Consider the following 16,978-nt stretch of genomic DNA (forward strand, 5'->3'; position numbering starts at 1 on the left):
TCAGAATTTGGCGCCGCAATGCTTCGTCAGTGTCGTATCGACGAATATCAAATAATACCCCTAGGGGGTATATGCAAGGGCGAGCTTCGACTTTCCTGTCGTTCAGTTCTTGGCCAGCCTTCCAGCGGTGCGACCGCGTGTCTTGAGCCTCAAGGCAGGCTTCTCGATCAGATGCCACGATGCTGCTGCAACGATGATCACGAGCGGCGTAGACACTGCGAGGAGTGCGAGCGGTTGAATGCCCGGAATGAGGAGCAGCAGGCTCTGCAGTATCGGATAATGCCAAATATAAATCCCATAGGAATAATCGGGCATGGTCGCGATACCGGCGACTGGTTTCCTCAGCAGGCCAAAATGCATTAGGGCTGCGGAGAGCATGATATTGGCGAGGGTTTCTCCGATGAAGCTCCAACCAAGGAGGAGGAAACCGCCAACAGCAATTGCGACCGAAATCCAGCCGGCGCGACGCAAAACGGGAAAATGCCACAGCGTCATTCCGAGAAGGAATGTAGTTGTGAATCTGAATAGCGAGATAACACCACCCGGTACAGCATCCAGCCCTGGTAGGAACTGTAGCGTCAAATAAATGGCCTGCGAGAATACTAGAGTCGTCAGCACCCACCAGCGATTCTTCAGCAATCCGACGAAGTAGCCTAGTCCCGCAAGCACATAAGCAAGCATTTCATAACGGATCGTCCAGAGCGACCCATTAAAAATCGGGTCAGGTGAAGTTGCAAATACACCGCCCGGCGCGCTCAGTGGATCGCCCATCAAAAGGACACGGACCACGTAAGTCCAAGACTCTGGATCAGCCAGATAGCTAAGTCCTCCGGGCGTGCTAAATGCAGGCCCGAATAGGAATAAAAGGGCCAGCATCAAGATAATCAGCGCCGGATAAATCCGCAGCACTCTTGAACGCGCATACCCCTTCAGATCATTGCGGGTCGCAAGGCTTTTCGCGATCAGCAGTCCGGACAGGATAAAAAACCCGTTCACGGCCAAATAGCTGAGTGTCCAGTCGTGAACTCGCGTGGGCTCATACCCTGTGGGAATCATCCAAGCATGACCGATGACGACGGACAGAGCCAGCCCCCAGCGTAAAAGCGTGAAATGGTTCGCCCCGAAAAGCGGGTCCGTTTCCGAACCCGCTCTGTTTGTAGCAACAGACATCGGTCAGCGCCGCCGCGCTCGTGTCGACGAATGCGTATGTGCCACTTTCCACACGCCATCGACCTTCCGGAAAATCCAGGTCTGCTTTCCGGTCCGGTCGAGAGTTTCGCCGGAGCGACTAAGCGTGCCGCCAACCGTGGTGTCGGATACAGCCCATGCGAACTTATCTCCTTCAATATGAACCTGAAGGTTAGACATGCCGAGCGTCAGATCCGGGATAGCGTCTTTTTCTGGCTCGACATGATTGAGAACGAGATCATCAAGACCTGTATTCTCACCCCCGGACTCAAAATAGCGAGCACCGTCCCAATCCAAAAAATGTTCCCGAAATGGCGCGCCGTTTCCAGTTTCCCAACCTGTTTGGATGTCGGACATGATCTGGCGGATGGCCTGCTCGTCGTCCGGCATATTTGAATCATGGTGACCATCAGAATTGTCATGTCCTGCAGGAACTAACAAATCTGCTTCGCTGGGATCTGGCTCATCTCTGTCCGCCGCATGCAAGTGACTGTCTTTTTCCTGCACCGCTTCGTCGTCACCGCCATGATCGTGATCATGACCGTTGCCCGTACTCGCTGGGAGACTTTGTACGCCTAAGCCATATTTGTAGACGATTGTGCCGCCCCACCAGGCAGTGACAGATAGCAAAAATGCCGCGGCAGCCATTGTGGCAGCAAAGAGCCCGCCGGGCGCTTTCTCGCGGGAGAACCAACGCCACGAGCCAAGCGCCAGCACCAGCAAACCCGAGGGCACCGCCCAGTTTCGGTGCGTTGTCATCGCTTCGTGGGATGGAGCATCATGTGCGACAGTGTAGTAAGCGTAAAAGCCAGCGGCGATTGTCGCAATGACTGCAACAGCCGCTATGGCGAGCATCCAGTCAGCCGCTGGTTTCAGACTGTCGCGCCAGCCACCCGCAGGCAGAAGCCTGCAGGCAAGATAGGCAAGTGCGGATGAAACAGTTAGCGCGTAGGCGAAATGCACCAGCACCGGATGAATATTGGGTTCAATAAATCCTCCCATGCTCACCTCCATCAATACCAGGTGCGAAGGCCGACGAGGAACACAGTCTCGTCAGCTTCGCCGCCTGCAGCTTCGATGAAGTCTTTAGTGCCGCCGAATGCGCCTTGCCATTCAACGCCAACGTAGGGCGCGAACTCTCGCTTGATCTCATAACGAAGCCGCAATCCGGCATCGATTGAGTTCAGGCCCGATCCGGTTCCGCGCTCAGGTATATCCTGCGCCGCAAGATTCGCTTCGACACGCGGCTGCAAGACCAGCCGTTGCGTCAGCAGCAATTCGTACTCCGCTTCGATCCGGGCGGTCAGATCGCCTTTCTCACTGATGAATGCAGAGGCATCGACCTCGAACCAATAAGGCGCAAGACCATTCAGCGCGACAACGCCATGGGCGAGCCTATCAGGTTCGATGTCATAGCGAACGCCGCCTTGCAGATTCCAGAAGGGGGCGACCGCGCGAGAATAGAGCGCCTGGATTTCAGCGTCATCGACGCCATTTCCTTCGAGCGAAGCGCGACCTTCAGTTTTGATCCAGAGTTTATTGACGTCGCCGCCCCAGTTCGCCTGTCCGTTCCAGTAGAGCGTATCTTCATCGCCGCCCGTCTGGGCCTCAAGCTGATTGAATAGAACGTAAAACGTCTTCTGATCACCCCCTTCAGCCAACACGTCTTCACGTGCCTTGGTCATCGCCTCTTCACCATAAATGGCGTCGGCCTGGTTCCAGGGCGGAGTGTCGGGAGCTTCCTGAGCGAGAGCTGGTGTTGCCGCAAGGCTCAGAGCGATTAGGCCCAAACCAGCGGTTCTTTTTAGAGAAGAGGTCGTCATTACATGTCCTCCCCGTGCTTCATGTCGCCGTGAACCATGCCCTGATGGTCCATCTCCATAGTCGCAGGCATAGGTTCGCTGGAACTGGTTGGCATTACACTGACGACCTGCATCATACCTGCATGCATGTGGTAAAGCAGGTGGCAGTGGAAGGCCCAGTCTCCAACGTGTTGCGCCGTGATATCGACAGAAAGCTTTTCAGCTGGCTTCACGACGACCGTATGTTTGCGCGGCATGTGCATGCCACCGCCCCCGGACGCGGACGCGTCCAGACCGGGTATCACCAGATCGAAAAACATTCCATGCAGATGAATTGGATGCGGCATCATCGTGTCATTGATGAGTGTCAGCCGTACCCTTTCGCCCTCATAGAATTTGATCGACTCCGTAACTTCCGAAAACTTCACCCCGTCAAAAGACCACATATAGCGTTCCATGTTGGACGTCAGATGCACGACGATTTCCCGTTCCGGTGAACGATGGTCGGGATTCATATCGAGGCTGCGAAGCTGACTGTATGTCAGCGTGCGATGGGGGACACCATCGAGGCCGATACCAGGCTCGTCGAGGCGGCTCATCGGCATGGCCGCAACGTTTACGACCCCCGGACCACGCTCAATGTCGGCTTCGATCCGGGCAGGCTGCTCAGCAGGCCCATGAGGATCAGGCTTCATCGCGCCATGACCCATGGCTGCCATGTCGTCATCCGGCATATTCATGTTAGCGGATCCCATGTCGTGTCCTTCATGGCCGCTCTTCATCCCATTCGTTTCAGACATGCCGCCCATGCTTCCATGGTCCATCCCCATGTCTTTCATGGTCAGGATCGGAACCGGTCTTAACTCAGGTGGTTCTGCGCGCATGCCCGGACGTGGTCCCAGCGTCGCGACAGCCTGACCCGACCGGTCGATGGACTCGGCGACAAAAGCATAGGCGCGTGCTTCGGTAGGCTCTACGATCACGTCATATGTTTCTGCGACGCCGATCTGGAACTCGTCGGTTTCAACTGGCTGCACATTGAGACCATCGGCCTGCACAACCGTCATCGGCAGACCTGGCAGGCGTACATTGAACAGGGTCATGGCGGCGGCATTGATGATACGCAGCCGAACCCTTTCGCCAGGTTCAAACACCATGTTGAAATTGTCGGCAGTTGAATGACCGTTAATCACGTAGGTATAAGTTTCGCCTGTTACATCCGCAATGTCGCGGGGGCTCATACGCATCTGTGCCCACATGCCTGTAAGACCGGTCGGTTTCGCAACAGTGGGCTGATTGAAGTTCAGGCTCTCTGCGTTCTTCTTGAGCTTCGCGAAGATTCGGTGCGGATCTGTAAAGGTCCAATCGCCGAGCACGAGAACATATTCCCGGTCATATTGAACGGGGTCCGTTCCTGCGGGGTCAATGATCAGCGGTCCGTAATGACCGACTTGTTCTTGGAGCCCAGAATGGGAGTGATACCAATAGGTGCCGTTTTGTGGCACAGCGAATTTATACTGAAACGTCTCCCCCGGATGAATGCCGGGAAAACTGACGCCCGGCACACCGTCCATATGGAAAGGCACAAGCAGCCCGTGCCAATGAATTGAGGTGTCAGCAGAAAGGCGGTTCGTGACGTTGAGGGTCACTTCGTCGCCTTCGCGAAAACGGATAAGCGGGCCGGGAACAGTCCCGTTAATGCCAGTGGCCTCCGTCGTTCGGCCGTTTATGCGGACCGGGAATTTTCCGATATCAAGATCGAACTGGCTGCCAACCAGTTCCGTAAGTCCAGTGTTTCCAGCACTAGCCGGTCTTGCCCATGCGGGCAGCAGTGCGACCGTACCAAGAGCAGCGCCCGTGCCAAGCGCGGACTGCAACATATGTCTGCGAGTGAACATGTATGTCTCCGTGAATTGAGTGAAAAGCTTCGGTAACGCCGTTATTGGCGGCGAGAAGCTGCTCTCAATTCAGGAAACGAACTTTGAGATTGAGCGGTGTGAGCGGTCGTAGACCTAGATCACCAATGCGTTTGTCCGGCGGGCCAGTGGCGGGATGTCCAACCAAGAGATCAGTTTGTCCTACCAGAATAATTGATGGTTTGACCTTCTGATCAACTTTGAAAGCTGGTATTTGAGAATTTATTTCTGCAAACACTGGCTCGACGTCGCAGTGCTCACACCCATCACAGGGACCATCTGGTGCGAGATGCTGATCAGAATTGTGAGTTTCGGTCTCATGGGACTGATGCGCGGATGAACTGTCCTCGTTCATAAGCACGTCGCATGCACAAGCCATTTGGATGGCTCCAAACAGGACTGCTGCGATGAGAGTTATGAGCGCTTTCATGAGTATACTATATACCCCGTATAGGTATGTGGCAACATGTGATTTATTTTCTGCGCGAATGGAGGTGAGGCGTTGTGAAGCGCCATATAAAACATTGAAATAGGCGCGCGTGCTGCGCCTCTGGGGCGTGAGATAATTAAGCCCTCATCGGCAGAGCACAGTGCATGCGCGTACATTTATGCACGAAGTACGTCTATGGCATTTCTCTCTCGAACATTGCGAGTATCGATTAAACTCAGTCACTAGTGATCGTCAGGTCAATTATGACTTTTTCGGCTGGAAGTGATGCTGAAGGCCTCATACCGTCTGCCGTCCAAAATTTAAGATTTCGGGCGCTTCCAGCACGGATATTTGAGACTGCCATAGGTTTCTCAACAAAAAAAGACCGATGCAATGCAGTCTTCCTTATAAGACGACCCTGATTGACCTCAGCCGCAACGAAGTCGAAGCCACCAACGATGAGGATAGACTAATTATAAATAGCGGATGGAAAATCATGTGATATATCTGTGATCTAGCCCGCTTTATTGAAGCAGTGGCTAGCAATGTTGACGATCAAAGTCTTAAAGACCGCATTATTATCATGAAGCCAGCCTAAATTGCCTCTGAGGTGAAATGTTCTCGCAATTCTGCCGATTGCAGGCAAATTATTCCTGCAATAGGTTAGGCGCACTAGACAGGGCTCGACCCTGAAATTTGTCCAAAATGGGATACAATTATGCATACATATTGGGATACATATCAAAAATATATTTCTCTTAGTGTGCTGTAATTTATGTGCAATTTTACTAGTTTCGACGCCCGTCACTCGCGCCATTTCTTTCGATCATGTTTTCCATCATCATCGATAAAAGTGAAACCACGCCGGTCAAAGGCTGATCGACGTGGTTGTGAGGCTTATTTGACGTCCGTAAATCGCAAGTATGGCCGCACTTCATCCCAGCCTTGCGGGAACATGGTTTCAGCTTCTTCATTTGAGACAGAAGGCGGAATGATGACTTTACCGCCCGGGGTCCAGTCGGCGGGTGTAGCGACCTTGTGCTTGTCCCCCATTTGTAGGGCATCAATGACACGCAGGATTTCATCAAAATTGCGTCCGACGCTCATCGGATAAGTCATGGTGAGGCGAATTTTCTTCACCGGATCAATGATAAAAACCGAGCGCACGGCCGCCGTTTCGCTCTCACCGGGATGGATCATATCGTAGAGCTGGGCAACCTTGTGCTCCGCATCGGCTACAATCGGAAAATCAAGCGATGTGTTCTGCGTATCATTAACGTCATCAATCCACTTAATGTGTTCGGCGACCGTATCGGTCGACAAGCCGAGCGGTTTGGTGTTGCGCTTGGCAAACTCTTCCGCCAGTTGCGATGTTCGCCCCATCTCAGTCGTGCAGACTGGGGTGAAGTCAGCCGGATGACTGAAGAAGAAGGCCCAGCTATCGCCGATCCAGTTGTGGAAATTGATATCGCCTTTTGTCGTGGGGATGCTGAAATTTGGGGCCGTGTCACCAATTCTAAGGGACATGTTTGGTACTCCTGTTCGTTGAGCCCGGTCCGGACTCGTTCTCTCGAAAATGAAACGCGCTGTTCCACAGTATAAAGTGTCATCTTTTATAACACTTTTGAAATTGATAATCACAACCTGAGCAATCGACTTCCTTTATGGACATCCCAACCCAGGGCGTGACCGTGCCTGCGCTAGAAACTCAGGATCGTCTCTCCTGGCTGCGCGATCACAGCGCCCATATCATTCGGCGTTGCAACACCGACCCCCTCAATCAAGGCTTCTGGCCCGAACGGTCTGTTGGGTAGATAAATTGCGCACACCTCAACCGGCACGCCATCTGCCATTAGGGCTTTCAACAAGCCTTGCGGGCTCGCGCCAAGGGGCTGCAGAGGCTTTGTCGCGCTCTCAGGCGCATCCACCAGCGCGAGATCTGCGGCCGCACTACAGAGCAAGATGCGAGGCGCCTCCCCATTTGCTTTGGCGCTTTTGGTCAACACCAAGGCCATGAATTGTGTCTCAGGGTCTGCACTGGTCAGGATTGTCAGCATCGGGCCAGCCTCTTCTATCGTGGGGGTTGCAGCGGCGGGACCTGGTGCGACGACGCAGGCTGCCAATGTCATCAGCCCGGCGGCTGCAAAGGTAATTTGTTTAAACATGGTTCTCTATCCTCTTCCGTATCCTTTTCCCCGCCCATGGCCTTGCCCCATTCCAGGACGTCCGCCGCGCTCAACGCAGCGCTGAAAAGCTTGCAGGTGATTGTTGGCTGATGCATCGCGCAGACGTTTCAAAACAGCCGCAATATCGGGATAATCCGCGACCGTTGGCAGAAGCTCTTCATCATAGAGGCGGACATTCTCAATCTCGGCCTCAACGCCAACCTGACAAAGGCCCTTCATATCAAGGGTCGCGGTCGCCGGGTCCACCTCGGTTTCATCCTCAGGCACGCGCACACCATAGCGCGCATAGAGGGGCAGCAACGCATCGATATGACGCTGCTCGGCACGGGCAATATTTACGAAGGGGCGAACATCGCCAAACCGCTCCAGAACCGCTTCATACGTGGCGAGGGCATGCCGCTCGTCCGCAAGCGCAAGATCGAGCGCCCTGACCACCGGCTCAGGCAAGGGTGTATCTGCCCTTGTCGGCCCCGCAGATACAGCCGTAAGCGCAGCAGCGCCAACAGCACATATACCTGCCCTGTGGCGGCGGCGTTTTCTGTTCTGATCACACATAGGATTCTTCCTTTCCAAAAGCTCCAAACCCTTTGCTCCGAGCCAATTGCTTCGAGCCTTGCGATGGCTTCAGAGTATGAGTTTGATGATCCCCCCAACAATCAGGATTGTTACGAGGCCCAGCCCCCACAAACCGATAAACCAGGCAATTTCCTTGGGTCCGGTTTTCTCGATATGACCACGGTCTTCTTCACGCATCAGTGATACCCCGCGTCTGGATCGACTTTTCCGCGGAACACCCAATAGGTGAACGCTGTGTACGCTATAATGATCGGCAACAGGATGAGCGCCCCGATTAGCATGAAGAACAAGCTCGAGTCTGGTGCAGCCGCTTCCTGAATCGTGATCGCGCGCGGCACGATATACGGCGTAATGCCGATCCCGAGCCCGGCAAAGCACAAGCCAAACAGGCCAATGGCGGCCGGAAAAGGCACGCCGTCCCTCTTCTGGATAAGCCCCCAAGCCAGTGCCCCAAGCAATAGCGCTGTAAACGTTGGCACTGGCAGCACGAACAGCAACTGTGGGAAGCTGAACCAGCGCTCGGCAATCTCTGGAGACAGGAAAGGGGTCCAGAGGCTAACGATGCCAATGAAGGCCAGCATTGCCAAACCACTATAGCGGGCAAAGCGATAGGCTGTGTCGCGCAATTGTCCTTCTGTTTTCAAGACAAGCCAGGTTGTGCCGAGCAGCGCATATCCGGCAACCAAAGCAATCCCGCAAGTGATGGTGAATGGCGTCAGCCAATCCCACCAGCCGCCACCATAGGCACGCCCATCAACTTCAATCCCCTGCACAAAGGCGCCCAGCACAATGCCCTGCGTAAAAGTGGCAATCAGTGATCCGAGAAAGAAAGACCGGTCCCAAATTTTCTCATGCGCTTTATCTCGCCAGCGAAACTCAAACGCGACGCCGCGAAACACCAGCGCCAGGATCATGATAATAAACGGCGCATACAGCGCGGGCATGACGACGGCATAGGCGAGCGGAAAAGCCGCCATAAGGCCACCTCCCCCCAGAACCAGCCAGGTCTCATTGCCATCCCAGACGGGCGCGACGGAGTTCATCGCAACATCGCGATCCTGATCACTATCGAGGAACGGAAACACAATGCCGATGCCGAGATCGAACCCGTCCAGGACGACATAGATGAAGATGGCGAGGGCGAGCAGTCCGGCCCAGATCATTGGTAAGTCAAACATTTTCCCCTCCTCCTATTTCACTGATGCCGGGCCAGGGCGCTGCGCCGCAAGCTGCGTCGTTCCAGCCGTCCGCGTTGGCGTTTCCGGAAGCGGTCGAACCTCACCAGGCTGCTTGTTCATCATCTTCAAAATGTACAGCGTCCCGGCCCCGAACAGGGCGAAATAGACAATAATGAAGGCGATCAGGGAGGCCGCAACCGCCGGAGCCTCAACCGGGGCGATCGAGTCAGAGGTCAACAGGTGACCATAGATCGTGTAAGGCTGTCGCCCAACCTCAGTTGTAATCCACCCGGCCAGCACAGCGACAAATCCGGACGGCCCCATCATCATGGCAACGCGGTGGAAGAGCGGCGCGTCATACAGCTTACGCCGCCAACGTAGATACAGACTGACCAACCCGACCAGCACCATCAGCATGCCGAGGCCAACCATGACGCGGAAACTCCAGAACACGATCCCAACCGGAGGCTGTAACTCGTCCGGGACCGTATCCAGGCCATCAAGCGGGGCATCCCATTCATGTTTCAGGATCAGGGAGGACAGCTTCGGTATACCGACAGCGTAATCCAGCTCCTGATTCTCATCATCGGGAATACCGAACAGGTAGAGCGGTGCCCCGTCCGGATGGCTTTCATAATGGCCTTCCATCGCCATAACCTTCACCGGCTGATGCTCCAACGTATTGAGCCCATGAAAGTCCCCTGCCACCACCTGAAGCGGCGCAACAATCGCGGCCATCCACATCGCCATGGAAAACATCTTGCGTGCGTCTGGGTTCGTTCGATTTCGCAACAGATGCAGCGCGCCAACGGCCCCAACCACAAAGGCTGTCGTCAGATAGGCCGCCAAAACCATGTGCACGAGGCGATACCCAAAGGATGGATTGAACACGATGGCGAGCCAATCTTCAGGCACGAATTGCCCCACTTCATTGATGGAGAAACCAACCGGGGTTTGCATCCAACTGTTCACAGACAGGATCCATGTTGCCGATAGCAAAGTCCCAAAGGCCACCATAATGGTTGAAACAAAATGCAGGGTCTTCGAAACGCGCCCCATCCCGAACAGCATGACACCCAGAAACCCAGCTTCCAGAAAGAAAGCCGTCAGCACCTCGTAAGCCATTAAAGGCCCAATTACTGGCCCGGCCTTGTCAGAGAAAACACTCCAGTTCGTCCCGAACTGATAGGACATGACAATGCCGGAAACGACGCCCATCCCAAAGGCAACGGCAAAGATTTTCCGCCAGTATTTGAACAGGCGCAGATATACGGGATTGTCCGTCTTCAGCCATAATCCTTCAAGCACCATAAGATAGGATGCAAGACCGATTGAGAAGGCGGGGAAGATGATGTGAAAACTGACCGTGAATGCAAACTGCATTCGAGCCAGAACCACAGCGTCGAGTGCTTCAAACATGGGGAGCCTCTCCCTTGAATTTGACGTATGAAACTTAAAGTGTCATTTGAAATACCACTTAATAAAAAGTGGTTCGATTTTCGATCCCACTTATTGTCACATGCGACAAACAAACCAGGGAGCGTCCCATCCGCCTGACCGCCTACACCAATTACGCTTTGCGAACGCTGATGTTCTGTGCGCTTCACCCGGATCAAACCATCCGCATGGAAGATGTGTCTGACGCCTATGGCATCTCAAAAGCCCATTTGATGAAAGCGGCCCGCCAGCTTGGGCAGCTTGGCTATCTTGAAAATATACGCGGGCGCTCTGGCGGGGTTCGCCTCGGCATGGCCCCTGAAGCCATCGTGGTTGGCGAGGTCGTGCGTCATACTGAAGGGGACATGGAGTTGGTTGAATGCTTCAATGCCGACAGCAATACCTGCCCTCTCATCGGTGTGTGCAAACTCAGCCTTTTGTTTCGCACGGGCCTGCAAGCCTTCTTCGCCGAACTGGATAAAGTCACACTAGCTGACATGGTGTCCAATGGACCTGCTTTGATGGACCGTTTGATGGCCAATCAGGCGACCGATCGCATCACCGCCAGCTAACCCCCGCCTACTTGGCCGGATCAAGCCCGGCCAGCCGCTTGGACGGACACGGACTGGCTTCCGGATTGGTGGTTTGAACACCCGGGTCAAAGGCTGAGGCGACACATTCCCCATCAAGGGCTTGCATGGCTTCATATTGGTGCATGAAAACCTGCCCCGTCAGCTCATCGAGAAAATGTGTTTTCTTCAACCGATCCATTACCGGACCCTTCACCTCAGACAGGTGCAGCGTCACCCCGGCATCTTTCAAGCGGTGATTGATCGCCTCAAGACTTTCAAGGCCGCTGGCATCAATCCGGTTGACCGCCGGACACATCAGGACAAGATGTTTCATGTCCGGGCGGTTCCCCAGCATGCAGTAGACCGTATCCTCAAGGAAACGCGCATTGGCGAAATAGAGGCTCTCATCAATCCGGATGGTCAGCGCACAATCCGAGGTAACGACCGCATGTCGGTTCACATTGCGAAAATGGTGCGTCCCCGGCACCTGCCCGACCAACGCAAAATGCGGACGGCTGGTATTGTAAAGGTGTAGCAGCAGGGACAGGACAACACCCGTTGTCACACCCAACTCCACCCCAAAAGCAAGTGTCATAAAGATCGTCGCGATCATCGCCGCAAAATCAGACTTGGAATACTTCCAGACCTTGATGACTTCGGGAATGTTCACCAGCGACAGCACAGCGACGATGATGGTCGCGGCCAGTACCGCCTGCGGCAGATAGAAGAGGTACGGCGTCAGGAAGATCGTCGCGAGCGCAATACCAACCGCCGTAAACGCCCCTGCTGCCGGGGTTTCGGCCCCTGCATCAAAATTCACTGCTGAGCGTGCCAGTCCCCCTGTTACTGGATAGCCAGAAGAGACACCCGCCGTCAGGCTGGCCGCGCCAAGGCCAATCAATTCCTGGTTCGGATCAATCCGGTCACGTTTCTTGGCCGCAAGGGTCTGGCCAACCGAAACAGACTCAACAAAGCCAATCAGGCTGATCAGAGCCGCTGAACCCAGAAGCTGCATCCAGATATCGGGGGCAAAACTTGGCAGACCAATCTCAGGCAGATTCTTGGGCACATCACCGAGGATTTTTACACCCTGCTGATCAAGCCTCATAGCTGCAACCGCGAGGATCCCGGCCACCACGGCGAAGACTGGGCCAGCGCGGGCAATAATCGTCGCCGCCTTATCCCCAAGGCCAAGCTTTTTAAGCAAGGGCTTGAACTGCCCCCGCACCCAGAACAGGAAGATCAAAGCCGCCCCACCTATGTAAAGCGTCGGTAAGTTGGTTTCAGTGATCTTCGTGCCCAGCGCATAGACAATCTCGAACAGATTATGCCCGCCAGCATCGATCCCAAGGATATGTTTGAGCTGTGAAGCGGCAATAATAATCCCTGATGCAGTGATGAAGGCGGAAACCACCGGGTGGCTTAGGAAATTCGCGAGGAACCCCATCCGGAACAGGCCCATAACGAGCAGAATAAGCCCAGACAGAAAGGCCAGGATCAGGGCCGCTTCAATATATTCTGCGCTGCCCTGCGCCGCGATCTTTCCGGCTGCCGCTGCTGTCATCAAAGACAGGATCGCAACCGGACCAACGGCCAGTTGTCGCGCACTCCCGAAAATCGCATAGGCAAAAAGCGGCAGGATGGACGCATAGAGACCAACCTGCGGGGGCAATCCGGCCAGCAACGCATAAGCCAGCGATTGCGGGATCAGCATGATGGTGACGATGACCGCCGCGACCATATCATTAGCGAAGGTCTCACCACGATATTTCGGCCCCCAGTCGAGGATCGGGAAATAGTTTGCGAGTTTCATCGGGTCTCACCTGCCATCAAAACAGTCTTAAAAGGAAAAGAGAGGGCCCGCCAATCATGGCGATTACGTAATTAATGGCCCAACTCCTCAGTATTACGCCGCCTTTGACGACGCCTCCTTGAAGTCACACGCCTCCTGCGCCTCATGCGAGGCTGGTCTGTGGGGAAGCAGTTTCGGCTTCACCAGCATCTCATCGCCACGCAGCATTTGATTGAAATAGATGCTTGGCAGCATCTTCTCTTTCAGGAACCAGGCCGCACGGGTCGGCTTAGTGCCCTTAAGGGCCCACATCGGGAAGGTCGGGTCCAAAGTGCCGCCATAGGCAAATTCAGCCAGAACAATCTTGCCACGCTCAACCGTCAGCGGGCAGGAACCGTAGCCAGTATAGACGGCATTTGGAGCTTTCCCGTCGAGCACGCAGAGCACGTTATGGGCGGCTACCGGGGCTTGTTTACGAACGGCCGCCGCCGTCTTGGCATTTGGCGTTGAGCCGCCATCGCCCAAACCAAAGATGTTGCCATAGCGCACATGCTGTAGGGTTTCGCCACTGACATCGATCCATCCGGCCTGATTGGCCAAGGCGGAATCCTTGATGAAATCCAGTGGCACTTGCGGTGGGCAGACATGCATCATGTCAAACTCACGCGCTTGCCGCTCAACCGCTCCGTCCGCATTGGTTACATCGAAATACGCCGTCTTGGCAGCGCCATCGACGCCAATAAGAGTTTCGTTGAAGCACAGATCAATCCCGTACTTATCAACGTATTTCATCAAGGCAGGGACGTACTCTTTGACCCCAAAGATCACACCACCAGCATTGTGGAACTCAACCTCAATATCCTGCAAAACACCGCGGCGTTTCCAGGCATCGCAGGCTAGGTACATCGCCTTTTGCGGCGCACCCGCGCATTTGATTGGCATTGGGGGTTGGGTAAACAAGGCGCGCCCACCCTTCATTGATTGCACCAACTCCCATGTATAAGAGGCCATATCGAACAGGTAGTTTGAGGTGACCCCATTCTTGCCGAGCGTCTCTTTTAGGCCCTCAATACCATCCCAGTTCAGTTTCAAACCAGGCGCAACAACCAGAACCCTGTAGCCAATCCGCTCGCCATCCTCGAGAATGATCTGATTACGTTCAGGATCAAAAGCGGCACAGGCTGAGCGCAACCATTGAGCCCCTTTGGGGATAAGCGAAGCCATCTGGCGCTCTGTCTGCTCACGCTTGAACACACCGCCACCCACTAAAGTCCAGCCGGGCTGATAGTAATGCTCGGTCCGAGGCTCAACGATGGCAACATTCACGCCCTTACGACGCTTGAGAATTGAGGCCGCTGTCGAAATCCCGGCAGCGCCACCACCGATAATCACAACGTCATGGGTCACGACACGCCCAATCCCACCAGCGGTCGCCTTATCCTTGGCATCGAGCCGCATGGTCAGACCCGCAAGGTCATAGCCCGCCGCATTTGCCGTTTTGAGAATGGCTGCGGTTGACAGGTGCCCGGCCTGGGACAGCGCCCACAAAGTGGTCGAGCGTGTCCCTGTGCGGCAATAGGCCAAGGCTGGTGCTGGAAGCTCCCGCATGGCCTTCGCGAAGGCGCCAACGTCAGCATCTGTGACCTGCCCAGGCACAACGGGAACATAACGGACCTCAAGACCATGACGCTGCGCGGCTTCTACAATCTCTTTGTGGCTGGGCTGATCGCTGGATTCATCATCAGGGCGATTGATGATGATTGAACGAAAGCCCTGCGAGACGGCAACGCCGACATCCTGCGGTCTGATTTGCGATGAGACCGACAGGTCTGGTGCAATGGTCTTGATATCCATGCGGGGAGCCTCCCTTTTGTATTTTTATGGATGCTAGAGCGCGTTAATCGGCAGCTTCATGTAACGCTGACCATTATCTTCCGGTGGCGGCATATCCCCGGCACGCATATTGATCTGCACCGATGGCAGGATCAGTTTTGGCATATCAAGTGTGGCATCACGCGCGGTCCGCATGGCGATAAAGTCATCACGTGAAGTGCCCGTTTTGATATGAATATTGCTTTCCTTTTGCTCGCCTACCGTGGTTTCCCAACGATAGGTATCGCGGCCTGGCGCCATATAGTCATGGCATAAGAACATCCGGGTTTCATCCGGCAGCGCGAACAGTTTCTGAATGGAGTCAAACAGCGTTCCGGCATCCCCGCCCGGGAAGTCACAACGGGCGGTCCCGAAGTCAGGCATGAAGATCGTATCGCCAACGAAGAGCGCATCGCCGATCAGGTGGCTCATACAGGCTGGGGTATGACCGGGCGTGTGGATCGCGCGAGCCTCAAGGTTGCCAATGTGATAGATTTCCCCATCGGTAAACAAGTGATCGAACTGACTACCATCAGTGTGGAAAGACTGGTCCTCATTAAAGATTTCGCCAAACACACGCTGGACGACCGGGATCTGATCGCCAATCGCGGTCTTGCCACCGATTTGTTCGCGAATGTAGGGCGCAGCCGTCAGGTGGTCAGCGTGCACATGGGTATCGATGATCCATTCACAGGTCAGACCCTGCTCACGCACGAAAGCGATCAGCTTATCCGCAGACTCCGTTGTCGTGCGGCCTGAGGCCTGATCGAAATCGAGCAGAGAATCGATGATGGCGCATTGCTTGGTCTCTGGGTCAGAGACAACATAGCTGATCGTGTAGGTGGCTTGATCAAAAAAGCCGGTAACGTCTGGTTTATGCATGACGGGCTCCTGTTTCTGGGGGGATTAAGATCCTGTGCGGGCGAAAACGCCGTACCCGCCGGGACGATTGGGTTTGGGGCGAGGGGTAGTTTCGGCCAGCTCAACGCCGGCGAGCGGCTTGCCGAGCATCACCGCACAGATCGCATCAATCATGCCGCGTACGCGGGCCTTATCGCTCAGCCGATAATAAACCAGCTTTGACGCACGACGGGTTTCGACCAGACCCTCTTCGCGTAGCTTGGAAAGCTCCCGCGAGAGGCGCGGCTGTTTGATGCCCAGAGTGGTCTCAATGTCGCCGACCGACATCTCCTCATCGCGCAACTGACAACAGATCATCAACCGCGCAGGATGCGCGAGCGCTTTGAGCAATTCGGTCGCCTCATCAGCAAGTGGGGAGAGATCTTGTGACTTCGGCGTCATTGGCCAATCTCCGTATGGGTAAAATACCAAGCTCCTCCATTCAGGCCCGACCGTTTATCGGCCTCCATCTGATCGAGCGGCGGTGGCAAGACAGCCTCATCGCCCGGCTTCCAACCCTCTGGTGTGGCGACGGCGCATGCATCGGTTTGCTGAAGCGCGGTCAGGACCCGCAACAATTCCTCAACCGAACGACCAACATTCATCGGATAGTGGATCAGGGCGCGGATATAGCCTTCAGGATCGATAAAGAAGACCGAGCGAACCGCCGCGGTCGTCGCCGAGGTTTCATGGATCATCCCATACACCCGGCTGACCGCCATCGAAATGTCTTCAATGATCGGGAAGGTGATTTTGACGCCAAAGCGCTCTTCAATGTCCTTCACCCAGGCAATGTGCGCATAAAGGCTATCCACGGACAGACCCAGCAGGTCACAATTCAAGTCATCAAACTGTGGCTTTGCTTTCTGAAGCGCAACAAATTCAGATGTGCAAACCGGCGTAAAATCAGCCGGATGCGAGAAGAAAAGCAGCCAGCGGCCCCGATAATCGGACAGCTTGACCTCACCTTGTGTTGTGCGCGCGACAAAGTCAGGCGCCAGATCATCAATCCTGGCCTGTAATGGCGTCTGAGCAGAGTCTTGGGCAATTTCGGTCATGATCAACCTTTCTGTTGCGCTTTGATATATTACATATTACAAAACTGTCAATTGTAAAACGTAAACTGTGA

At 54.7% G+C, this 16,978-nt stretch carries 17 protein-coding genes; 1 reads left to right on the top strand and 16 read right to left on the bottom strand.

Annotated elements, in window-relative coordinates:
• Positions 1-102 precede the first annotated feature (102 nt).
• The 11 genes from RYZ27_RS11585 to RYZ27_RS11635 all read right to left on the bottom strand — a co-directional run bounded on the left by RYZ27_RS11585 (position 103) and on the right by RYZ27_RS11635 (position 10,695).
• Positions 103-1,170 carry an acyltransferase family protein gene (locus RYZ27_RS11585; protein WP_406679671.1) on the bottom strand — a complete coding sequence of 356 codons (1,068 nt, stop codon included), beginning with the start codon at positions 1,168-1,170 and terminating at the stop codon, positions 103-105.
• A 3-nt stretch (positions 1,171-1,173) separates the two neighbouring features.
• On the bottom strand, positions 1,174-2,190 hold the full coding sequence (locus RYZ27_RS11590; protein ID WP_406679672.1) for a DUF2231 domain-containing protein: 1,017 nt from the start codon (positions 2,188-2,190) through the stop codon (positions 1,174-1,176).
• Positions 2,191-2,201: 11 nt separating this feature from the next.
• Positions 2,202-3,011 (bottom strand): copper resistance protein B, encoded by an 810-nt coding sequence (locus tag RYZ27_RS11595; protein WP_406679673.1) that lies wholly within the window; start codon positions 3,009-3,011, stop codon positions 2,202-2,204.
• On the bottom strand, positions 3,011-4,888 hold the full coding sequence (locus RYZ27_RS11600) for a copper resistance system multicopper oxidase (protein WP_406679674.1): 1,878 nt from the start codon (positions 4,886-4,888) through the stop codon (positions 3,011-3,013). The genes RYZ27_RS11595 and RYZ27_RS11600 overlap by 1 nt, the downstream gene beginning before the upstream one ends.
• A gap of 64 nt (positions 4,889-4,952) precedes the next feature.
• On the bottom strand, positions 4,953-5,336 hold the full coding sequence (locus RYZ27_RS11605) for a hypothetical protein (protein WP_406679675.1): 384 nt from the start codon (positions 5,334-5,336) through the stop codon (positions 4,953-4,955).
• Between the two features lie 897 nt (positions 5,337-6,233).
• The gene (locus tag RYZ27_RS11610) at positions 6,234-6,863 is read right to left on the bottom strand and encodes a peroxiredoxin (RefSeq protein WP_406679676.1); all 630 of its coding nucleotides are present in this window, start codon (positions 6,861-6,863) and stop codon (positions 6,234-6,236) included.
• Positions 6,864-7,036: 173 nt separating this feature from the next.
• Complete coding sequence (locus RYZ27_RS11615) at positions 7,037-7,501, bottom strand: hypothetical protein (protein WP_406679677.1); 465 nt, start codon at positions 7,499-7,501, stop codon at positions 7,037-7,039.
• 6 nt (positions 7,502-7,507) lie between these two features.
• Positions 7,508-8,077 (bottom strand): DUF2202 domain-containing protein, encoded by a 570-nt coding sequence (locus tag RYZ27_RS11620; RefSeq protein WP_406679678.1) that lies wholly within the window; start codon positions 8,075-8,077, stop codon positions 7,508-7,510.
• A 69-nt stretch (positions 8,078-8,146) separates the two neighbouring features.
• On the bottom strand, positions 8,147-8,275 hold the full coding sequence (locus RYZ27_RS11625) for a hypothetical protein (protein ID WP_406679679.1): 129 nt from the start codon (positions 8,273-8,275) through the stop codon (positions 8,147-8,149).
• Complete coding sequence (cydB, locus tag RYZ27_RS11630) at positions 8,275-9,276, bottom strand: cytochrome d ubiquinol oxidase subunit II (protein ID WP_406679680.1); 1,002 nt, start codon at positions 9,274-9,276, stop codon at positions 8,275-8,277. Before cydB ends, RYZ27_RS11625 begins: the two co-directional genes overlap by 1 nt.
• Positions 9,277-9,288: 12 nt before the next feature.
• The gene (locus RYZ27_RS11635) at positions 9,289-10,695 is read right to left on the bottom strand and encodes a cytochrome ubiquinol oxidase subunit I (RefSeq protein ID WP_406679681.1); all 1,407 of its coding nucleotides are present in this window, start codon (positions 10,693-10,695) and stop codon (positions 9,289-9,291) included.
• Positions 10,696-10,763: 68 nt separating this feature from the next.
• On the opposite strand from RYZ27_RS11635, the gene RYZ27_RS11640 reads away from it, so the two are divergent.
• Positions 10,764-11,285: an RrF2 family transcriptional regulator gene (locus RYZ27_RS11640; RefSeq protein ID WP_406679682.1), complete on the top strand. Its 522-nt coding sequence runs from the start codon at positions 10,764-10,766 to the stop codon at positions 11,283-11,285.
• A gap of 7 nt (positions 11,286-11,292) precedes the next feature.
• Here the strand turns inward: RYZ27_RS11640 and RYZ27_RS11645 are convergent, their stop codons facing one another.
• From RYZ27_RS11645 to RYZ27_RS11665, 5 genes are all read right to left on the bottom strand, one after another.
• Entirely contained in the window at positions 11,293-13,098 is a 1,806-nt protein-coding gene (locus RYZ27_RS11645) for a SulP family inorganic anion transporter (protein WP_406679683.1), read from the bottom strand.
• Between the two features lie 93 nt (positions 13,099-13,191).
• Positions 13,192-14,931 carry a TIGR01244 family sulfur transferase gene (locus RYZ27_RS11650; RefSeq protein WP_406679684.1) on the bottom strand — a complete coding sequence of 580 codons (1,740 nt, stop codon included), beginning with the start codon at positions 14,929-14,931 and terminating at the stop codon, positions 13,192-13,194.
• Positions 14,932-14,964: 33 nt separating this feature from the next.
• Positions 14,965-15,831: an MBL fold metallo-hydrolase gene (locus tag RYZ27_RS11655; RefSeq protein ID WP_406679685.1), complete on the bottom strand. Its 867-nt coding sequence runs from the start codon at positions 15,829-15,831 to the stop codon at positions 14,965-14,967.
• 24 nt (positions 15,832-15,855) lie between these two features.
• The gene (locus tag RYZ27_RS11660; protein WP_406679686.1) at positions 15,856-16,251 is read right to left on the bottom strand and encodes an ArsR/SmtB family transcription factor; all 396 of its coding nucleotides are present in this window, start codon (positions 16,249-16,251) and stop codon (positions 15,856-15,858) included.
• Positions 16,248-16,907, bottom strand: coding sequence for a peroxiredoxin (locus RYZ27_RS11665; protein ID WP_406679687.1), 660 nt, complete (start codon positions 16,905-16,907; stop codon positions 16,248-16,250). The genes RYZ27_RS11660 and RYZ27_RS11665 overlap by 4 nt, the downstream gene beginning before the upstream one ends.
• Between the last annotated feature and the right edge of the window lie 71 nt (positions 16,908-16,978).

This window comes from Hyphomonas sp. FCG-A18 (assembly GCF_045287255.1).
Taxonomy (GTDB): domain Bacteria; phylum Pseudomonadota; class Alphaproteobacteria; order Caulobacterales; family Hyphomonadaceae; genus Henriciella.

Coding starts and splice junctions, on each gene's coding strand:
- RYZ27_RS11625 (WP_406679679.1), bottom strand. CDS start 8,275: ATGCGTGAAGAAGACCGTGGTCATATCGAGAAAACCGGACCCAAGGAA.
- RYZ27_RS11605 (WP_406679675.1), bottom strand. CDS start 5,336: ATGAAAGCGCTCATAACTCTCATCGCAGCAGTCCTGTTTGGAGCCATC.
- RYZ27_RS11600 (WP_406679674.1), bottom strand. CDS start 4,888: ATGTTCACTCGCAGACATATGTTGCAGTCCGCGCTTGGCACGGGCGCT.
- RYZ27_RS11595 (WP_406679673.1), bottom strand. CDS start 3,011: ATGACGACCTCTTCTCTAAAAAGAACCGCTGGTTTGGGCCTAATCGCT.
- RYZ27_RS11590 (WP_406679672.1), bottom strand. CDS start 2,190: ATGGGAGGATTTATTGAACCCAATATTCATCCGGTGCTGGTGCATTTC.
- RYZ27_RS11615 (WP_406679677.1), bottom strand. CDS start 7,501: ATGTTTAAACAAATTACCTTTGCAGCCGCCGGGCTGATGACATTGGCA.
- RYZ27_RS11645 (WP_406679683.1), bottom strand. CDS start 13,098: ATGAAACTCGCAAACTATTTCCCGATCCTCGACTGGGGGCCGAAATAT.
- RYZ27_RS11620 (WP_406679678.1), bottom strand. CDS start 8,077: ATGTGTGATCAGAACAGAAAACGCCGCCGCCACAGGGCAGGTATATGT.
- cydB (WP_406679680.1), bottom strand. CDS start 9,276: ATGTTTGACTTACCAATGATCTGGGCCGGACTGCTCGCCCTCGCCATC.
- RYZ27_RS11655 (WP_406679685.1), bottom strand. CDS start 15,831: ATGCATAAACCAGACGTTACCGGCTTTTTTGATCAAGCCACCTACACG.
- RYZ27_RS11635 (WP_406679681.1), bottom strand. CDS start 10,695: ATGTTTGAAGCACTCGACGCTGTGGTTCTGGCTCGAATGCAGTTTGCA.
- RYZ27_RS11585 (WP_406679671.1), bottom strand. CDS start 1,170: ATGTCTGTTGCTACAAACAGAGCGGGTTCGGAAACGGACCCGCTTTTC.
- RYZ27_RS11650 (WP_406679684.1), bottom strand. CDS start 14,931: ATGGATATCAAGACCATTGCACCAGACCTGTCGGTCTCATCGCAAATC.
- RYZ27_RS11665 (WP_406679687.1), bottom strand. CDS start 16,907: ATGACCGAAATTGCCCAAGACTCTGCTCAGACGCCATTACAGGCCAGG.
- RYZ27_RS11660 (WP_406679686.1), bottom strand. CDS start 16,251: ATGACGCCGAAGTCACAAGATCTCTCCCCACTTGCTGATGAGGCGACC.
- RYZ27_RS11610 (WP_406679676.1), bottom strand. CDS start 6,863: ATGTCCCTTAGAATTGGTGACACGGCCCCAAATTTCAGCATCCCCACG.